General features: G+C 70.5%; 11 protein-coding genes. 6 read left to right on the top strand and 5 right to left on the bottom strand.

Annotated features, from left to right (window positions below):
- Positions 1 to 3: 3 nt before the first annotated feature.
- The 3 genes from ACSNOH_RS06085 to ACSNOH_RS06075 all read right to left on the bottom strand — a co-directional run bounded on the left by ACSNOH_RS06085 (position 4) and on the right by ACSNOH_RS06075 (position 5,209).
- Entirely contained in the window at positions 4 to 1,638 is a 1,635-nt protein-coding gene (locus ACSNOH_RS06085; protein ID WP_436720150.1) for an alpha/beta fold hydrolase, read from the bottom strand.
- 13 nt (positions 1,639 to 1,651) lie between these two features.
- Positions 1,652 to 2,992: an alpha/beta fold hydrolase gene (locus tag ACSNOH_RS06080; protein ID WP_436720149.1), complete on the bottom strand. Its 1,341-nt coding sequence runs from the start codon at positions 2,990 to 2,992 to the stop codon at positions 1,652 to 1,654.
- A 753-nt stretch (positions 2,993 to 3,745) separates the two neighbouring features.
- On the bottom strand, positions 3,746 to 5,209 hold the full coding sequence (locus ACSNOH_RS06075; protein ID WP_436720148.1) for an MFS transporter: 1,464 nt from the start codon (positions 5,207 to 5,209) through the stop codon (positions 3,746 to 3,748).
- A gap of 371 nt (positions 5,210 to 5,580) precedes the next feature.
- On the opposite strand from ACSNOH_RS06075, the gene ACSNOH_RS06070 reads away from it, so the two are divergent.
- The 4 genes from ACSNOH_RS06070 (at position 5,581) to ACSNOH_RS06055 (ending at position 12,341) form a co-directional block, all read left to right on the top strand.
- The gene (locus tag ACSNOH_RS06070; RefSeq protein ID WP_436720147.1) at positions 5,581 to 7,248 is read left to right on the top strand and encodes an AMP-binding protein; all 1,668 of its coding nucleotides are present in this window, start codon (positions 5,581 to 5,583) and stop codon (positions 7,246 to 7,248) included.
- Positions 7,249 to 7,399: 151 nt separating this feature from the next.
- Positions 7,400 to 9,367: a CoA transferase gene (locus ACSNOH_RS06065; RefSeq protein WP_436720146.1), complete on the top strand. Its 1,968-nt coding sequence runs from the start codon at positions 7,400 to 7,402 to the stop codon at positions 9,365 to 9,367.
- Positions 9,364 to 11,016 (top strand): class I adenylate-forming enzyme family protein, encoded by a 1,653-nt coding sequence (locus ACSNOH_RS06060; protein WP_436720145.1) that lies wholly within the window; start codon positions 9,364 to 9,366, stop codon positions 11,014 to 11,016. Before ACSNOH_RS06065 ends, ACSNOH_RS06060 begins: the two co-directional genes overlap by 4 nt.
- An 89-nt stretch (positions 11,017 to 11,105) precedes the next feature.
- The gene (locus ACSNOH_RS06055; protein ID WP_436720144.1) at positions 11,106 to 12,341 is read left to right on the top strand and encodes an acyl-CoA dehydrogenase family protein; all 1,236 of its coding nucleotides are present in this window, start codon (positions 11,106 to 11,108) and stop codon (positions 12,339 to 12,341) included.
- Here the strand turns inward: ACSNOH_RS06055 and ACSNOH_RS06050 are convergent.
- Both ACSNOH_RS06050 and ACSNOH_RS06045 read right to left on the bottom strand, forming a co-directional pair.
- A complete protein-coding gene (locus ACSNOH_RS06050) occupies positions 12,302 to 13,384 on the bottom strand; it encodes a sugar ABC transporter permease (RefSeq protein WP_436720143.1) in 1,083 nt (360 codons plus the stop codon). The two genes, ACSNOH_RS06055 and ACSNOH_RS06050, sit on opposite strands and share 40 nt — an antisense overlap.
- Positions 13,385 to 13,434: 50 nt before the next feature.
- The gene (locus tag ACSNOH_RS06045; RefSeq protein WP_436720142.1) at positions 13,435 to 14,571 is read right to left on the bottom strand and encodes an MFS transporter; all 1,137 of its coding nucleotides are present in this window, start codon (positions 14,569 to 14,571) and stop codon (positions 13,435 to 13,437) included.
- 186 nt (positions 14,572 to 14,757) lie between these two features.
- On the opposite strand from ACSNOH_RS06045, the gene ACSNOH_RS06040 reads away from it, so the two are divergent.
- A complete protein-coding gene (locus ACSNOH_RS06040; protein WP_436720141.1) occupies positions 14,758 to 15,333 on the top strand; it encodes a TetR/AcrR family transcriptional regulator in 576 nt (191 codons plus the stop codon).
- Between the two features lie 152 nt (positions 15,334 to 15,485).
- Positions 15,486 to 17,741: an MMPL family transporter gene (locus ACSNOH_RS06035; RefSeq protein ID WP_436720140.1), complete on the top strand. Its 2,256-nt coding sequence runs from the start codon at positions 15,486 to 15,488 to the stop codon at positions 17,739 to 17,741.
- Positions 17,742 to 17,783: the final 42 nt, after the last annotated feature.

The following is a 17,783-nucleotide window of genomic DNA, read 5'->3' as shown; positions in this document are numbered from 1 at the left end:
CCGTCACGGCCCGACCTCGAAGCGGGGCGGCTTGAGGCTGCTGAGGCATCCGGTCTTCGGGGCGGCCGGGGCGTTGAAGAACGAGCGGGTGATCGCTTGCGCGCAGGGCGACGCGGCGAAGGCCACGTGGGCGACGTAGGGGACCGTGACGACGGTGGCCCGCTTCAGCGTACGGGCGGCGTACGCCCCGCTGCGTGCCCCGGTCTGCGCGTCGAACCCGGCCGACATGACGAGGGTGGGGATGCTGCTGCGCGTGGCATTGCGGATCGAGCGCGGCGCCGCGGGGACGTGCCAGGCGTCGCAGTCCGCGTGGAGGAAGGGGAGCTGGGGAGCCTGGGCCAGTACCGAGCGGGGGAAGGAGGGGAATGCGTGCCTCCCCGCCCGGATCACGTCGCCCTGCTTCTCGTACGGCACCCACTCGCTGCAGAAGACGCCGTAGGCGAGTCCGTGAGAGACCCTCCCGACGGCCTGGGGGCTGACCTTGCCGCTCGCCCACTGCTCGGCGATCCGCTGCGGTTTGCCGTGGGCCAGCTCGTCCAGGGAGCGAGGGACCCCGGGCGCCAGGTGGGTGGCGGAGGTCAGCCACGTCACCAACGCCCCGCCGTCCAGGACGACCTTCACCGGCCGCGGGTGGCCGGGGACCGTGACGGTGGTGGTGACCGGGTGGGCTTCGAGCTGCCGGACGAGGCGGGTGAAGGTGGCCGCCAGGTGCGGATAGCGGCGGTCACACGCACGCTGCTGCGCGCAGGCCCGGAACAGGCCGTCGAAGCCCTGCCGTGCGCTGCTCCAGGCCAGGGCCGCCCCCGCCGTGGACGGCGGCAGGATCCCGTCGATACCGACCGACCGGATCCCCTTCGGATGCTGCCGCATGTAGATGAGCGCCAGGTCGGTGCCGTAGGAGATGCCGAACACGTTCCACTTGTCGATACCCAGGGCGACGCGCAGGTCGGCGTAGTCGGCGGCGCTCTCGGTGTCGTTGTAGGCGCTGAGGTCGGCTCCGCGGCGTGCGAGCTGCTCGCGGCAGGCCCGCGTCGCTTTGACGTGGAGGCGCCCGGTGGACGGCGCGTCGTAGACGAGGCCGACGACGCGTGCGTTGAACTCGTCGACATCGGGGCAGGTGAGCGCCGGCCGGGCCGAGTACGTTCCCCGCTGGGACATGAAGATCACGTCCCGGTCGCGGTTCAGGCCGCCGTCGATCGCCATCTGTGCTTCCCCGGCGGCGTCGTCGCCGGGCCCGCCGGCGAACCACACGACCGGGTCGGGCTCGGGCTTGCTCGTGGCGGCCGGCACGACGGCGACGGCGAGGGAGACCGTCCGGCGGTTCGGCCTGGCACGGTTCTCGGGCACGGTGAGCGTGCCGCAGCGGGCTCCCTTGAGCGCGGGGACCGGGTCGGCCGTCCTGGGGCAGGGGCCCGGTACGAAGCGGGCGTCGCCGGCCGTTCGGGCGACCGTGCCGATCGCTGCTCCGGTACCGGTTCCGGCGCCGGTACCGGAGCCGGAACCGGTGCCGTGCTCCGCGTGACCAGGCGTTGCGAGCAGTCCGGTGATGAGGAGCCCGGCCGCCACGCCGGTCGATGCGGCTCGCGACCGTCGCGCGGTGCGGCGGCGACGGGTGGGCGTCGTGCGGTCGAGTGCCATCCGGCTCTCCCAGTCACTTCGGGCTGATCGTGAACGGTTTCGGTGCAAGACCGGCTGCGCAACCGGTGTCGGGCGCGGTCGGACGCGCGAGGAACGAGGCCAGCACGCGCTGCGCGCAAGGCGACTGCGGAACCACCCAGTGGCCGGTTCCGGGGATCAGCACGGTGGTCGAGCGGTGCAGCGTACGGGCCGCGTACCGCCCCCAGCGCGCCCCGGTCTTCGTGTCGAACGTCCCCGACAGGATGAGCACCGGCACGGCACTGGAAGTCGCCACCCGCTGGGAGCGGGTCCGGTCCGCAACGTCCCAGACGCGGCACAGTTCCTTCTGGAAGGGCAGCTGCGGTGCCTGGGCCAGGACCGGGTCCGGCCATCCGGGGAAGGCCCGGCGTCCGGCCTTGAGCAGGTCGGACGCCGCATGCCCGGGGACCCACTCGCTGCACGCCACCGACTGCGCCAGGCCGTGCGCGGTCTCGCCGACGACGGGAACCGACCCGGCCGCGCGGGCTTGCGCGAAACGCTCCGGGCGGCCGTGGGCGAGCTCGTCGATCGCCGCCGGCACGTCCACGGGCCGGACGGTGCTGGCGACCAGCAGGTCCGCGACCGCACCCCCGTCGAGGACGACCTTCACCGGGTCTCCGCCGCGCGGTGGCCGCGCGTTCAGGGTCAGGGGCCGGGCCTCCAGCCTGCGCACCTGCTGCGTCAGCGTACGAGGCAGGTGCGGGTAGCGGCTCTTGCAGCGGGGCTCGGCCGCGCACGCCGCGAGGACGGCGCCGATCCCCTCCCGGGCGCTGCTCCACGTCCACGGCAGGCTCACGACCTGCGGAGGCGCGACCGAGTCGAGCGCGACCGCGCGGATTCCCCGGGGGTGCTTGCGCAGGTAGGTCAGGGCCAGGTTGCTGCCGTAGGAGTATCCGTAGACGTTCCACCGGGCGATGCGCAGGGCCTTGCGCAGGTCGGCGAAGTCCGTGGCGTTCTCGGCGGTGTTGTAGGCGCTCAGGTCGATCCCGCCGGAGACGAGGCGGTCCCGGCAGGTCTTTACGGCGCGCAGCAGGAGCCGTCCCGTCGACGGCGTGCCGTAGCGCAGCCCTACGGCCTTCGCGTTGAACCGGTCCACCTCCGGGCAGGCGAGGTCCGGCCGGGAGTAGCGATTGCCGCGCTGGGCCATGATGATCAATTCGCGATCGCGGTTGAGGCCGGAGGCTGTCAGGAAGGGAATGTCGTCGAACGTGTCGCCGCCGGGACCGCCCGCCATGAACACCACCGGGTCACCGGCAGGCCTCGCGGAGGCGGCCGGAATGACCGCTACGGCCAGGCGGATGGTCCGCCGGCCGGGGTGGGCACGGTTCTCGGGCACTTCCAGGACACCGCACCGTGCGGCGCTCAGCGCGGCGATCGGCTCAGGCGTCGCCGGACAGGGGCCGGGCACGAACCGCGGCGGAGCCGCCGGGCGGGACGCGCGGGAGGGTGGTGCCCCGGCACTGTTCGGTGCCGGGGCGGCTGCCGTCAGCAAGACCAGGGCAGCGGCGGCAGCCACCACGGTGGCGGGCACACGGCCGAAGCGCAGTACGGACACGCGGCCGGAGCGCCGGGCGGGCAGACGGCCCAAGCGACGGGCGTGCGCGCGCCCGGAAAGCCGCGCGGGCACACGCCCGGAAAGCCGCGCGGGCACACGGCCGGAGAGCAACCGGATGCACCGGCCCGCTGCTCCGGCCTGTACCGGCTCGCCCCTCCCGCCCGGCTGCGTCAGAGCCTCCCGTACGGAGGATGAGCTGCCCGCGGGAGTGCTGCTGCTGGGCTCTGCCATGTGGTCCCGTTCCTCTGCCGACCTCTACGGCTGCCCGGCAGAACAATGTCGCAGCAATGCGGGTGGATCACGCATTGCGGACGATACCGGGCAGTGCGAGAGCTCGCACACGGACTATGGCCTAGGGGTACGGACCGTCGGTTCGCCCTGGCGCAGACACAGGAGCGACGTCACGACCGGCCCGGAGCATCGAGGCGTTCCGTGGGGCCGGCGAAGGAGAGGAAGGTGGTCCGCGTAACGAGCAGCCCATGGACTCCCGAGGAAGGGACTCTTGGCCGTGTCGCCGCGTAGCCTTGGGCCCGCTCAGGCGTCCGCCGGTTCCGCGTTCTGACTTCCCTCGGACACACTCTTCCCGCGCGCCCCTCCCAAGCCCCGGCCGCGCCAGACCAGCCACAGGCCGATCGCTGCACCCGCTACGGCAAGGAGGGCAGCTCCGAGGAAGACGAGCCCGTAGGCCTCCACCAGCGCTTCGGCGCGCGAGCCGGCGACCGAGGCTGTACGAGCGTCGGCCATGGCAGCCAGGACGGCGACACCGAGGCCGGCACCGATGCGCTGGGCAGTGTTGACGACGGCGGACATCACCCCGGTCTCACCTTCACTCACCGCCTTCACAGCCGGCATGGTCGACCCGACGAACACCGCAGGCAGCCCCACGGCGAACACGAGCGCGGCGGGGAGATAATCCGTCACGAAATCGAACCGGACCGGAAGCCTGCTCATCAACATCAGACCGACGGCCAGAAGCGCCATGCCGAGGGTGAGCACCACCCGGGGGCCCCAGGCCGCCAGCGCCGGGGGGATCAGCAGACGGGAGACGGCGAGGTTGACGACAGCGATCGGCAGCACCGCGAGCCCGCTGGCGAGGGCCGAATACTCCTGCACTTCCTGGAAGTACAGCGCGAGGAAGACGAAGGCGGGGACGTGTGCGGCCCCGACGATCGCGCTCGCCACGGTAGATCCGGTGATGTCAGGGCGGCGGAAGAACCGGAAGGGCAGCAACGGGTCCGCCGAGCGCAGCTCGACCGCGACGAACCCGGCTCCCAGAGCGAGCCCGGCGAGCCCCAGCAGGACCGTCAGCAGGTCCAGTTCGTCCTCGGCCGCGACGGTCACGACGTAGACGAGCAGCAACAGTGCTCCCGTTCCGGTGACGATGCCGGGCAGGTCCAGGCGGCTGCGTACCCGCGCGGTCGCGGTGAGGTCGTCCGCAGGCAGCAGACGGCCGCTCATGAGCAGCCCCGCCAGACCAATCGGCACATTGATCAGGAAGATCCACGGCCAGCTCAGCAATTGGACGATGAGACCACCCAGCACCACCCCGCCTGCGGCGCCCACGGCTCCCATGGCGCTCCACCAGCCGAACGCCCGCCGGTAGGCGGCGGGTTCAGCGAACATGGCGGTGAGAAGAGACAGCTCGACGGGCACGAGAATCGCCGCTCCCACACCCTGCAGAGCCCGCGCCGTGATCAGCATCCAGGGCCACGCCGACAGCCCGGCAAGCAGGGAGCCGACGGTGAAGACGGCCAGCCCGGCCCGGAACAACCGTCGCCTGCCCAGCACGTCGGTCGCGCGACCCGCCCCCAGCTGGAAGCCGCCGAACGTCACTTGGTAGGCCGTGCCGACCCAGGCGAGGCCGACGACCGTCAGCCCCAGACCGGAGCCGATGGCGGGCAAGGCCACATTGACGATCGAAACGTCAAGGAACACCACCAGTTCGACCGAGGTGAGCAGCAGCAGTGCTGCCCTCCTCCCGTGCAGCACACTGGCCATGCCTCTCCCCCACCGGGCCACCGAACCATCAGAAGTCTCACTGAAGGATGCATCTAGATGGAGACTCTAGTCAATGGGAGCCACCTACGGCGGCGAGGTCTGTAGAGCACTTTTTTCAAAGTTCTTGACTAGAGCAAGACGCTAGAGTAGTGATTTAGCTACTCCACGGGGGAGTGCGCGCCACCTTCACGCGGCCAGTGACGGCCCTTCGTGGCGCAGGCGCATGTTTCTAGCGGCAGCGGGGGGATTGCCCGATGGGCTGGGGAGAAGACGCTCCGGGTCACTGTTATGACATATCCGGCGAAGATGCCGAAAAGATCGGTGACTTATCCGCACAGTGGGGCGCCGCACGACGTCACGTCCTGCAGACGGTGGCACTGATCGTTCTCGGACAGCAGGCAGTGGACGGTGTGGTCCGCATCCGTACCAAGCGGAACGAGGGCAGCCGCCCGGCGTTCTCGCCGGAGATGCCCTTGCGCGAGGCGGTACAGGCGATCGCTCGACTCGCCGGTGATGCGACGGCGCTCGTCGTCGACACCCACAACAGCACATCCGAGCTCCCGGGGTGCGTCGAGCTCGAAATCCACGAACGCACGGATGCGAGCCTCACCGTGCGCGACACCTGTGTCGAGCGCCAGACGGCACGCCTGATCCACGCCTGGTGCCATGCGTACGCACCCGCCGCCCTCGTCTCCGACGTACCCCTGCTATGCCCGGCCGACGCCGAGGAACTACGGAGCTGGGAGCACAATCTCGATCCCGTACCCGCCACCACTCTCGACGCGCTGTTCACCCGTACCGCTCGGGAGAAGCCGGACAAGGTCGCGGTGGCGGTCGGCCAGGACCGTCTGACCTACGGACAGGCAGAGGACTTGTCCGGACGGCTGGCATCGTCCCTGCTCAGAGGGGGCCTTCGGACCGGCGAACCGGTCGTGGTTCTCAGCGTCCATCCTTTGCATACGGCGATCGATCAACTCGCCGTGCTCAAGGCAGGCGGAACGTGCGTCCCCGTCGGGCACGTTCCCCCTGAGCGGGCCCGGGCCATCGCGGCCCTGACCCGGACACGGCACGCAGTCGTGCGCGGCCCCGCTCGTTCGGTGTGGCAGCGGCATTGCCAGGTCCTGGTTCCGGACGACCCCGGAACCGAGCGCTCGCCCGGCGGGACGCCCATCCCTCACCCTCAGCCACGCTCCGTTTTCACCGATGAAGCCTACCTCCTGGTCGCCCCGGGGACCGGGCACCAGCCCGGAGCCCAGTACTCCACCCACGCCGCCTGGGTATCGGCCATAGTTTCCCGGATCCGGCGCGTGGGCCGGACGTCCGGCGAAGTCAGGGTCTACGGTCAGCCCTGGGAAGGCGTCTTCCTCTCCGCCATGTGGTGGGCCTTCACCTGCGGGGGCACACTCCGCCGGGCCCTTCCCACCGAGGCCACCGGCCCGGACGCGACGCGCCACCCCGGCGACGCAGGCACGGACTCCTTACTCACCCCGCCGCAGTACCGGCAGCTCCTCGATTCCGCAGAGGCGACCGCCGTTTCCGGACCCGGAACGGTTGTCCTGACCGGCGACCGCTGTCCTCAGGACCTGGTGCGGCGGCATTTCGGCCGGGGGCCGGGCACCCGCCTCCTCACCGAATACAGCGGCGACGGCGGCCCGCTGCCGTGGACGGCCACCGAGCTTCACCCGGCGGACGCCGAGCAGGCGCTTGCACCGAGCATCGGCCGGCCATCACCCAACGTTCACGTGCACATTGTGGACCGATCGGGACGTAGGCTGCCCGCAGGTCTGCCCGGCGAACTGTGCGCCGAGGGCATCGCTCTGCCGCATGCGGCCGCTCCCTACACGCGTGCGGCGCAGCAAAGCACCGATCAATTCCTGCGCTCCAGCCGCATCGCCGTACGCCGGATGGACGGCTCGCTGGAACTCGTATCCCCCTCCTCCGGCGACACGGCTGCCGGGCCGGCCTCCGCCCCACTCGGCGATACGAGGCCTACCAGCGCCGCCCTCGCGCCCGTGACCGTTCGGCCCTCGCGGCCGTAGAGCACTCCGCCCACGGGGCCGGACCAACAAGCCGACACGGCCGAAACGATTCTTCAACGTCGCTCCTCCCTACGGCCCTCACGTCACCAGTGACGCCTTGCCGCCTGTCCTCACACCGACAGGGCGGCGAAGCGCTGCCAAGGAGATCAGCATGCAATCGACTGCCGCATCCCGCACCACCCGCGTGTCCGGTGCATCATCACCGGAATCCGTACACCCCGGACAGAACCAGCAGGCTTCGGGCGTCCTCGCCGGCTGGACAGCGCTGCACTCCGGCCGCTTCCCAGCCGGTGACATAGCACTGCGTCATCTCTCCTGTCTCGGCGCCTCTTTACAGAGGCACCCCGAGGGGAACCCCGAGGACGGGAACCTGCACCTCCTTCCGCCCGGCACCGACGAGTCCGGACTCACTTGTCACATCGGCTGGGCGTGCCGCGACGCCCCGGGAACAGCGGACGAGACCGCCGTGCAGGCTGTGGCCGGCCTGATGGCCGTGCATGGGCGGCGGCGCGGCGTTCCCACCCGTCTCCCCCTCGATTACGCGTCCACATGCGCGGGAGTCCTCGCGGTACAGGGTGTACTCGCCTCTCTGATCGCACGCGGACGCGGCACCGCCATCACACGTACCGGCACTTCCGTCACGCACGCCGCGCTGCTGACGGTCTCGCAGTATCTGGCCGCCGCCACCGGTGACGAAGAGGAAGTACTGCCGCAGGACACTCCGGAGGCAGGTCCTCCGTTCCGCAGCCGGGACGGGGTTCTGTTCGAGGTGGAAGCCCTGGAGCCGGGCCCCTGGCTGGCGTTCTGGTCGGAACTCGGTGTGGCACCAGCGGACATCGGCCGCGCCTGGCGGCCCTTCGTGCTGCGCTACCCCCAGGCCACCTGCCCGCTGCCGAAGTCACTCTCCGCGGCCGCCGCTGCACTGCCCTTCGAAGCCATCACCGAGGTCGCAGGACGGACCGGCATGAGCCTGTGCCGCGTGCGCACCATGGCGGAGCGCCGCGGCGACCCTGACGCAGTCCGCCACGGGGCAGTCCCCGCGCCCTGGGATTTCACACCGCCCACAACGCCGGTGCCGCCCGCCGGCCAGGCACAACGCTCCGCCAGGCACTTCATGGCGCCTGAACTCTCCCTGCCGCTGCAGGGCTTGACCGTGGTCGAAGCGGGCCGCCGCGTTCAGGCACCGATGGCCGCCCACGTACTCCACCTGCTCGGGGCCCGTGTCGTGCGCATCGAGCCGCCGGAGGGGGATCCTCTGCGAGGCATCCCACCCATGGCAGGTGACTGCTCGGCACGCTTCATCGCCCTGAACAAGGGCAAGGAAGTGCTGCCGGCCGATCTGAAGTCTCCGGCCGGCCGCGCCGCAGTGCTCGACGTGATCCGCGACGCCGACGTCTTCCTGCACAACTGGGCACCGGGCAAGGCCGCGGTCTTCGGCCTGGATGCCGTGGACCTGCAGGCGGTCAACCCCCGTCTCGTCTACGGCTATGCCTCCGGCTGGGGCCACGCCCTGGGCGAGAAGCCTCCCCTGGGCACGGACTTCATGGCGCAGGCACACTCCGGCCTGGCCGATCTGATGGCTTCCGGAGATACCCCCCGGCCCTCTCTGATGACCTTGCTGGACGTGCTGGGCGGTCTGGTCGCGGCCGAGGGTCTACTCGCCGGCCTGCTGCAGCGCGAACAGACCGGTCGCGGGCTGCGCGTCGACACCTCTCTGCTCTCCGCCTCCACCGTCTTGCAGTACGAGGCGCTGGAGCAGCCCCGGAATCAGAAGGCGAGGGGATGCGGCGCGGCCATGCCTCCTCTGCTCGACGGCCCGTGGAAGACCGCCGACGGCTGGCTGGCCCTCTCGGCCCGCTCTCACACCGCGGTCGGACGCCTGTGCCGGTCGCTCGGCCTCGACCCCTCGGCCCCCGAAGAAGATCTGCGTGCCGAGCTGACCGTCCGGCTTGCGAAGAGGCCGACGGCGATCTGGACCGGCGAACTGGCCGCGGCGGGCGTCGCTTCGACCGAGGTCACCACCGATCTGCGGCAGCTGGACCGCAACCACGTCACCCGTCACGCCCTGGTCCGCGAAGAGTGCACGCTCGTCACCGCCCCCTGGAGGTTCGACGCATGACCACCGTCTTCCACGATCTTATACCCGCGGCCCTGCGCAACCACTGGGCCACGGAAGGCCGCTATCCGGGCAAGTCCCTGTTCGCGCTTTTCCAGGAGCACGCCCACAGCCGGCCGGACGCGCCCGCCGTGCTGGACGACCAGGGAACGATCACCTACGCGGAGCTGCTGCGGATGTCCCTGGGCCTGGCCCGGGCGCTCGCGGACGCCGGCACCCGCCCAGGGGAAGTCGTGGCGGTCAACCTGGCCAACGGGCGCCTCGCCTGCGCCGTCGACCTGGCCGTCGCCGCCCTCGGCGCGGTCGCACTCCCCTACCCTGTCGGCCGTCGCCGTCAGGACACCCTGTCCATGCTCAGCCGGTCCGGCGCCACCGCGGCGGTCATCACCCGGCACGTCGGTGGCACCGATTACGGACAGATGGTGCACGACCTCGCCCCTGAGCTCCCCGCGCTGCGCGAAATCTTCGTACTGGGAGAGCCGCTGCCGGGCATGCGCTCGCTCGACGCCGTTCTGTCCCGGCTGCCGGAGCCGCTGGACCCGGTGGCCGAGCCCCACCCGGACTCGGCCGCGCGCATTCTGGTCTCCTCGGGCTCCGAGGCCGAACCCAAGATGGTCGCCTACTCGCACAATGCACTGGCCGGCGGCCGCGGTGCGTTCGTCCGGTCGCTGGTGCGCGGCGACACACCGCCTCGCATCATGTTCATGGTGCCCCTGGCCTCTTCCTTCGGCTCTACGGGAACCTCGGTCACCTTGGCCGTGCTCGGCGGCAGTCTGGTCCTGATGCCCCGGTTCAGTGCCACCGAGGCGGTCGGCCTGATCGAGAAGCACCGGCCCACGCACATCATGGGCGTGCCCACGATGTTCCAGGAGATGCTGACGGACCCACGGCTTGTGCCCGAGTCCGCGGAAAGGGTCGACACGTCCTCGCTCACCGCGCTCGTCTGCGGTGGTGCCGGCGTGGACCCGAAGACCGTCGACGACTGTGTACAGGCGTTCGGCTGCGCGTTCGTCAACCTGTACGGCTCGGCGGACGGCGTGAACTGCCACACCCAGATCGAGGACGATCTCCACACCGTGCGGACCACGGCAGGCCGGCCCAACCCTGACGTCACGACCATCCGCATCACCGGCGAGGACGGCCGGGAAGTCCCGCACGGTCTGGTCGGCGAGATCTGGTCACGCGGCCCGATGAGCCCCCTGTGCTACGTCAACGCCCCCGAGCTGGACGCCCAATACCGCACGCAGGACGGGTGGGTGCGCACCGGAGACCTGGGACGAATCGACGAGACGGGCCGGTTGAACATCACCGGGCGCAAAAAGGAGATCATCATCCGAGCCGGCCTCAACATCAGCCCTGCCGAGGTCGAAGCCCTCGTGCACACTCACCCCGCCGTTCAGCACGCCGTCTGCCTCGGGATCCCTGACCAGCGGCTGGGCGAGCAGGTGTGCGTGTGGGTGGTGCCACGGCCGGGCAGCGAAGTGCCTGACCTCGACGAGCTGCGCCGATACCTCTACGAGGACCACGGCCTGGAACGGGCCAAGCTGCCGGAGCTCCTCGAGGTACGCGACGAGCTGCCGATCAGCCCCGCCGGGAAGGTCGACAAACACGCCCTCAAGGCCTCGATGAACCTGTCGGCGGCCGACCGATGAGCCGGTGCCGGGCTCCGGGCCCCCGCCGGGGCCCGGCACCTTTCCGCTCTCCGCACAACGCCTCCCCCACCCGACGAAGGGACTGCCAGATGAACAGGGCGGCTTCGCCCCACCTGCACGACGACACAACGCACGACCTGTTCGACCCTCCGGACCGCATACGCGAGCTGCGCGAGCAGACCCGGTCCTTCATCCGCGGAGAGGTGATTCCGGCGGAGACCGCCTTGAACGCCGGCGGACCGCGGGCTCAGGAGGTGCTGGACACCCTGCGGAGCAAGGCCCGGGCGAACGGTCTGTGGGCCCTGGCCCACCCGAGGGAGCTGGGCGGGCAGGCACTCTCACTGACCGACTACGCGCACATCGGTGAGGTGGCGGGCGAGTCCGAGTACGGACCCGCCGTCCTGGGATCCGAACACCTCCTCGATGCCCTCATGCTGTACCGGCACGCCAGGCCGGCCGTGCGTGAGCGATACCTGTCCCGGCTCGTCACCGGCGAGGTGGTGCCCTGCTTCGGCATGACCGAGCCCGGGCGCTCCGGGTCGGATCCCTCGCTGATGACCACGAAAGCCGAGCCCCACGGAAACGGCTGGTCGATCCGCGGCGGCAAGTGGTTCTGCCGCGCCGGCGGCGCCGACTTCATCACCGTCATGTGCCGCACCGAGTCCATGGGCATGCCGAACCGGCAGGCGTTCACCATGTTCCTCGTCCCCACGGACACCGAACACTTCACCATCACGAGGGAGTTGTCCGTACTCGGCACCGACGGCGGCCACCGCGAGGTCCGCTTCGACGGAGTGCACGTGCCGGACGATCACATGATCGGTGACCGTGGTGCCGGCTTCGCGGTGTCGAACGAACGGCTTGATCTCGGCCGCACCCTGCGTGCCGTTCACTGGCTCGGTCAGGCCAAGCGCGCCTTCGATCTGATGTGCCACCGGCTGCACATGCGGACCGCGTTCCGGGAGCCGCTGGCCGAGAAGCAGCTCTTGCAGCAGCACGTCTTCGACTCCTACACGGACATTCAATCCGCCCGCTCGCAGGTGCTGCGCGCCGCTGCGGCGGTGGACGCCGGTCGCGCGGCGTACATCGAGGTCGCCACGGCCAAGGTGCTGGGTGCCCGGGCTCTGGTCAACACGCTGGACCGGGCTGTGCAGGTCTACGGGGCGGAGGGGCTGATCGACGACACTCCGCTGAGCCGGATGTACCGGCAGGCGCGGGCGACCCGGATCTACGACGGGCCGGACGAGTTGCACACCCACATGGTGGCCAAGCGCCTGCTCAAGCGCTACGCGCCGGGCCCCGACACCATGGTGGACGTGTTCTGACCCAGCTGTCGTAGCAACGCCGAGAAGAGGAAGTAGTCGCCCCACACCAGCTCGTTGGCCACGGCAGTGCCCGACGCCATGTCGTAGCAGCCGTCCAGCAACATGCCGGCGGGGGGCGCCCCGGCACCGGTGCCCGGCAGCGTCAGGTGCCGGGTCACCAGCGCGTCGAGCAGCCGGGTCGCTGCCGCCCGGTACGCCGCGCTCCTGGGCTCGTCCACCGCACCGGCCAGGAGGAGCATGGCCTCGGCCGCGATGGCGGCGGCGGAGGTGTCCCTGGGGCCGGACGGATCGGTGAAGCTCCATGGCGGCACGCCACCACCGGTTCTGCCCAGCCAGAGATCGGTGGCACGGCAAGCCGCGTCTCGAACGTCCCGGGCGAGTCCGTCCTCGGTGAGCCCGGCCGCGACAGCGAACGCCAGCATGCCCCAGGCCTGGCCGCGCGGCCACTCCCCCGCCGTCACCGCGTGGGCGCGACCGCCCGGGACGGCGGACGGGCGCACCGCGGCGCCCCTGTCCAGGCAGTGCTCGAGCACTGTGGCGATGTGCTGCCGCGCATACGTGATCCACTGCGGGTGTCCGTAGGCCCGGCCGGCCCATGAGAGCAACGCGACCACGGCGCCGGCCGTGTCCACGGAGAGCGTTTGCGCTCCGAGCGGGCCACGCCCCAGGGCGGTCCCGGCGGGTATGAACCGCTGGTGTACATCCCAGGCGCCCGCCAGGGCCGCCGCGCCCTCCCGCGCAACCGACGCCGCATCGGTCTGCCCGCACAACAAGTGCCCCTGAGCGGCTCCGTACCAGAAGGTGAAGGCCCGGGTGTCGGTGTCGTCCCCCACCCTCTCGCGCAACCGGGCAGTGCATGCGCCGGCCCGCTCACGGTCTTCCTCCTCGCCCGAGCGTGCGGCCACCAGCCAGAGCAACCCGGCCCAGAAGCCCCCGGCCCACGAGCCGCGCCGTGTGGTCGTCCAGCGGCCGGTGGACGGATCGGCGTGGAGAGGGAAGCGGTCTCCCACCTCGGCGGCCGTCATGCGGACCCGTCGGAGCATCAAATCCACGGCCTCTTCACGCCCGGTGTCCCGAGCCCCGGGCCACCCCGTCATGGGCGCACCGCCCGGCGTACCCGCAGCCCGCACAGGACGGAGGTCAGGAAGGCAACGCCCACCAGAGCCCAGCCTGCCGGATAGCCTCCGCCGGTTTCGATCAGCTGCCCGAAGCCGATGGGGCCTACGACGAACCCGCCGAAGAAGCCCATGGAGACCAGGGCCGAGGCATGTCCGGTGGCCCCGAAGGCCGGGCTGCGGACCACCGCGACCATCGAGACGGCGTTGGCCGCTACAGCCGACCCGCCGAGACCGATCGCTCCGATCCAGACCAGCGGCGGCAGCAAGTCGGCGAGGGGCATCAGGATCACGAAGCACGCGGCCGCTCCCGCCAGGAACAGCAGCGGCGTCGACACATCGGTGAGGCGGCCGCTGAAGCGGGTCCACACCACGCGCGCGACGATGCCCGCGGCGCCGATCGCCGCGATGAGCGCGCCGGAAGCCCGTTCGCCCATACCCAGTTCTTCGTGAGCATAGAGAGGGAGATAGGTGTTGAGCGCGGCCATTCCCGTACCGATGCCCAGGGAGTAGACGATGAGCCAGCCCGCGGCCGCGTTGGGCGCCTTGGGCAGCAGGGCCCCCGCGGACCGTTCGGTTTTCGGCCGGTCATGCGGCAGCACAGCGGCCGTCAGCGCGGCGACCAGCGCCACGGGGACCACGAGGGCAAGAGCGGTCCGCCACGAGGTCGCCGCCGCCAGTGAGGGCATGACCAGCCCCGCGACGAACGCCCCTACCTGGACCCCCGACTGCTTGACCCCGACGGCCGCCGCCCGCCGGTCGGGTGGCAGATGAGCGGCGATGAGCCGGTTGGTGGCGGGGTTGGCGAAGGCCTGGGCGGCTCCCGCGAGCAGCAGGGCGAACAGCAGCCAGCCGTAGGTGCCTCCCGCGGAGAGGACGGCGAACGCCGCCGCCACGGTGACCAGCAGTGCCACCAGAGCCCATCGTCCCCCCAGGAGGTCCGTGATGTGCCCGGTGTAGAGGGACAGGAGGGAGGCGGCACCGAAAGCGAGAGCCGTCAGCGTCCCCAACTGGGAGCGTGTGATGTCGAGTTCATCGAGCAGCAGTGGGCCCAGGGCGCCCAGCGCAAAGAGCACGAACATCGCGAGGCCCATGCTTCCCGTGAGAAGCGACACCAGCCCTCTGGGCGCCCCTTCCTTCCGCTGGGCAACGCCTGTCGCCGACTGTCCGGCCATGCCGCCTCCCCCAACTCCACTGCTGTGTAGTATTACTCTAGATAGTAGCTCCAATGAACGGATGGTGCAGGCGTGGCAGGAAAACCCGGGGTCAGGCGTCAGCGAGCACAGGAGACCAGGAAGCGCATGCTCGACGCCGCGCTTCGTCTCTTCATCGAGCACGGCTACAACGGCACCACGATCGATTCGATCGCCCGAGAGGCGAAAGTCGCCGTCCAGACCATCTACTTCAACTTCGGGAACAAGCAGACGATCCTCAAGGAGCTCGTCGACGTGCGGGTGGCCGGCGACGACGAGCCGGTGCCGACCCTGGAGCGCCAGTGGGTCAGTGACGCCATCCGGGCCGAAGACGTGTCCACACAGCTGCGGCACCAGGTGGCGGCGGCCCGGGAGATCTACGAGCGTGTGGGCGAACTGCTGGAGGTGCTGCGCACCGCGGCGTCGTCGAACGAGGACGTGGCCCCTCTGTGGGCCCGTAACAAGCAGCAGCGATTCGAAGTCCAGGCACAGCTGATGAAGGCCCTGGCCGAGAAGCGTCCACTGCCTCCGGGGCTCACGCTGGACCGGGCCGTCGACATCGCCTACGGCCTGCTGGGCCCCGAGATGTACCACCTGCTGGTGACCGAGCGGGGCTGGACCTCCCAGCAGTGGGCCGACTGGGTGCACTCCGCCCTGTGCCACCACCTCATCGGAGAGCGCTGACACACGGCGCTCGACGACCGACCGCTCAACCCAAGGGATCGGGGCCGCCCTCACACACCGCGGCGTCCGGCGGCCCGACGCCGGACGCGTCCGAGAACGGCGGGGCGGTGACGCGCCGGCGCCCGCCCAAGATCCTTAAGGGGAGAGAGCCCATGGCTCTTTCGGCACAGACCCGCCCCGAGCCCGGTGGCCAGACACCGCCGGCCCCGCCTCATGGCCGTCTCGCGGCGCTCGCCCGGCTGCTCGTACGCCGCAAAGCACCGGTCTTCCTGTTAGTCGCGGCCCTCTCCGTAGCCGCTGCCCTCTTCGGCGCGGGGGCGGAGAAGCATCTGTCCAGCGGTGGATACACGCCCGAGAATTCGGAATCCGCCCGCGCCGAGAGGCTGCTGGAAGAGCGATTCGGCGCCGGTGCCCCCAACATGGTCCTGCTGGCCGACGCGAAGGCGCAGGTGGAGGAAACGGCAGCAGCCAGGGCCGGGCGAGAGCTCACCGAGCAGATCCGCTCATCCGCAGGCGTGGTGTTCGCGGAGTCGTTCTGGACCACGGGTGATCCCTCACTCCGCTCCAAGGACGGCCGCTCGGCGCTGGTCCTGGTCAAACTCGCCGGCGACGAGGACCGGGCCACGCGCAGGGCACACGATCTCCTCCCCCGCATCACCGGAGCCCAGGGGCCGCTGACCGTCACCGCCACCGGGCAGGCACCGGTCAACGATCTGCTGGAGAAGCAGAGCGCGGAGGACCTGACCCGCGCCGAGCTGCTGGCGGCGCCGCTGACCCTGCTCATCCTGCTGGCCGCGTTCGGTTCCCTGGTCGCGGCGTCCCTGCCGATGCTGGTGGGCATCGTGTCCGTCGTCGGCACGCTCGCCGTCCTGCGACTGCTGGCCTCCGTCACCGACGTATCGCTCTTCGCGATGAACGTCACCACTGCCCTCGGCTTCGGGCTCGCCGTCGACTACAGCCTGTTCATCGTCACCCGCTACCGCGAGGAGCTCGCCGGCGGGCGCGACGTGCGGGAGGCCGTCGCCGAGAGCCTGCGCACGGCGGGCCGAACGGTGCTCTTCTCCTCGCTCATCGTCGCCCTCTCGCTCGCCGCGCTGCTGGTCTTCCCCGTCTATTTCCTGCAGTCCCTGGCCTACGCGGGCATCGCGGTGGTCCTGCTGGCGGCCCTGGCGACCTTACTGATCATGCCGCCGGTACTCGCCGTCATCGGCCGGCGCATCGACCGGCTCGATCTGTTCGCTCCCCTGCGCCGGCGTTTGCCGGGCGCCCGGCCGGACGGCGTGGGCGTCTGGCACCGGCTGTCAACCAGCGTGATGCGCCGCCCCGTGCTGACCGGCGGAGCGGTGGTCGTCCTGCTCCTTCTTCTGGCAGTACCCTTCGGCCATGCCCGGTTCGGCCTGACCGACGACCGGATCCTTTCGCGGGACAGCAGCGCCCAGGTAGCCGCCGATGCGATCCGCAGCGACTTCTCCGGCGCTTCCACCGCTCCGGTGACCGTCGTCCTCCCGGACCTCGATCCCAAGGCCCAGGAGTCACGACTGAAGGAGTACGCCATCGCGATCTCGCGTGTCGAGCACACCAAACGCGTGGACAGCGCATTGGGGAGCTGGGCCGCGGGCAAGCTCGTCGCGCCCCCCGGAGAGACCTCGGCCCTCTACACCGGCGGCAAGGGCACATGGCTTTCGGTGGTCTCCACCGTCAACCCCAACTCGGCCGCGGGCGAGGACTACGCGCGAGCCGTACGCGCGGTGGAGGCGCCGTCCCGCGCCCTGGTCGGCGGCGAGGCGGCATCACTCGTGGACACCAAGGCGGCACTCGCCGACCGGATCCCCTGGGCAGCCGCGCTCATCGTGCTGAGCATGCTCGTCCTGCTCTTCCTCTTCTCGGGCAGCGTCGTCATTCCGCTCAAGGCCCTGGTGTTCAATCTGCTGAGCCTCACGGCCTCGTTCGGGGCCATGGTCTACGTCTTCCAGGACGGTCATCTCAAGTGGCTGGTGGGTGACTTCGTTCACACCGGGCAGCTGGAGGTCACCGTCCCGCTTCTGATGCTGTGCGTGGCCTTCGGCCTCTCCATGGACTACACCGTCTTCCTGCTCTCCCGTATCCGCGAGGAGTACCTGACCACCGGGGACAACACCCGTGCGGTGGTCTTCGGCATGGAGCACACCGGCCGCCTGATCAGCGCCGCCGCCGCGGTCGTGGCCACGGTTCTGGCTGCTCTCGCCACCTCACAACTCAGCCTGCTCAAGCTCCTGGGTGCCGGCCTGGCTCTCGCCGTCCTCGTCGACGCCACCCTGGTACGAGGCATCCTCGTGCCGGCCTTCATGAAGCTCATCGGCCGCGCGAACTGGTGGGCCCCGGGTCCACTGCGAAAGCTGCACAACAAGGCGGGTCTGCACGACAGTTGATGATGCGGTTACCACAAGGCTCCGTCAGATCAACTTGACTAG

It is taken from the genome of Streptomyces sp. URMC 127 (assembly GCF_051386535.1).
GTDB lineage: Bacteria > Actinomycetota > Actinomycetes > Streptomycetales > Streptomycetaceae > Streptomyces.
This window is presented reverse-complemented; position numbering and strand designations above follow the sequence as displayed.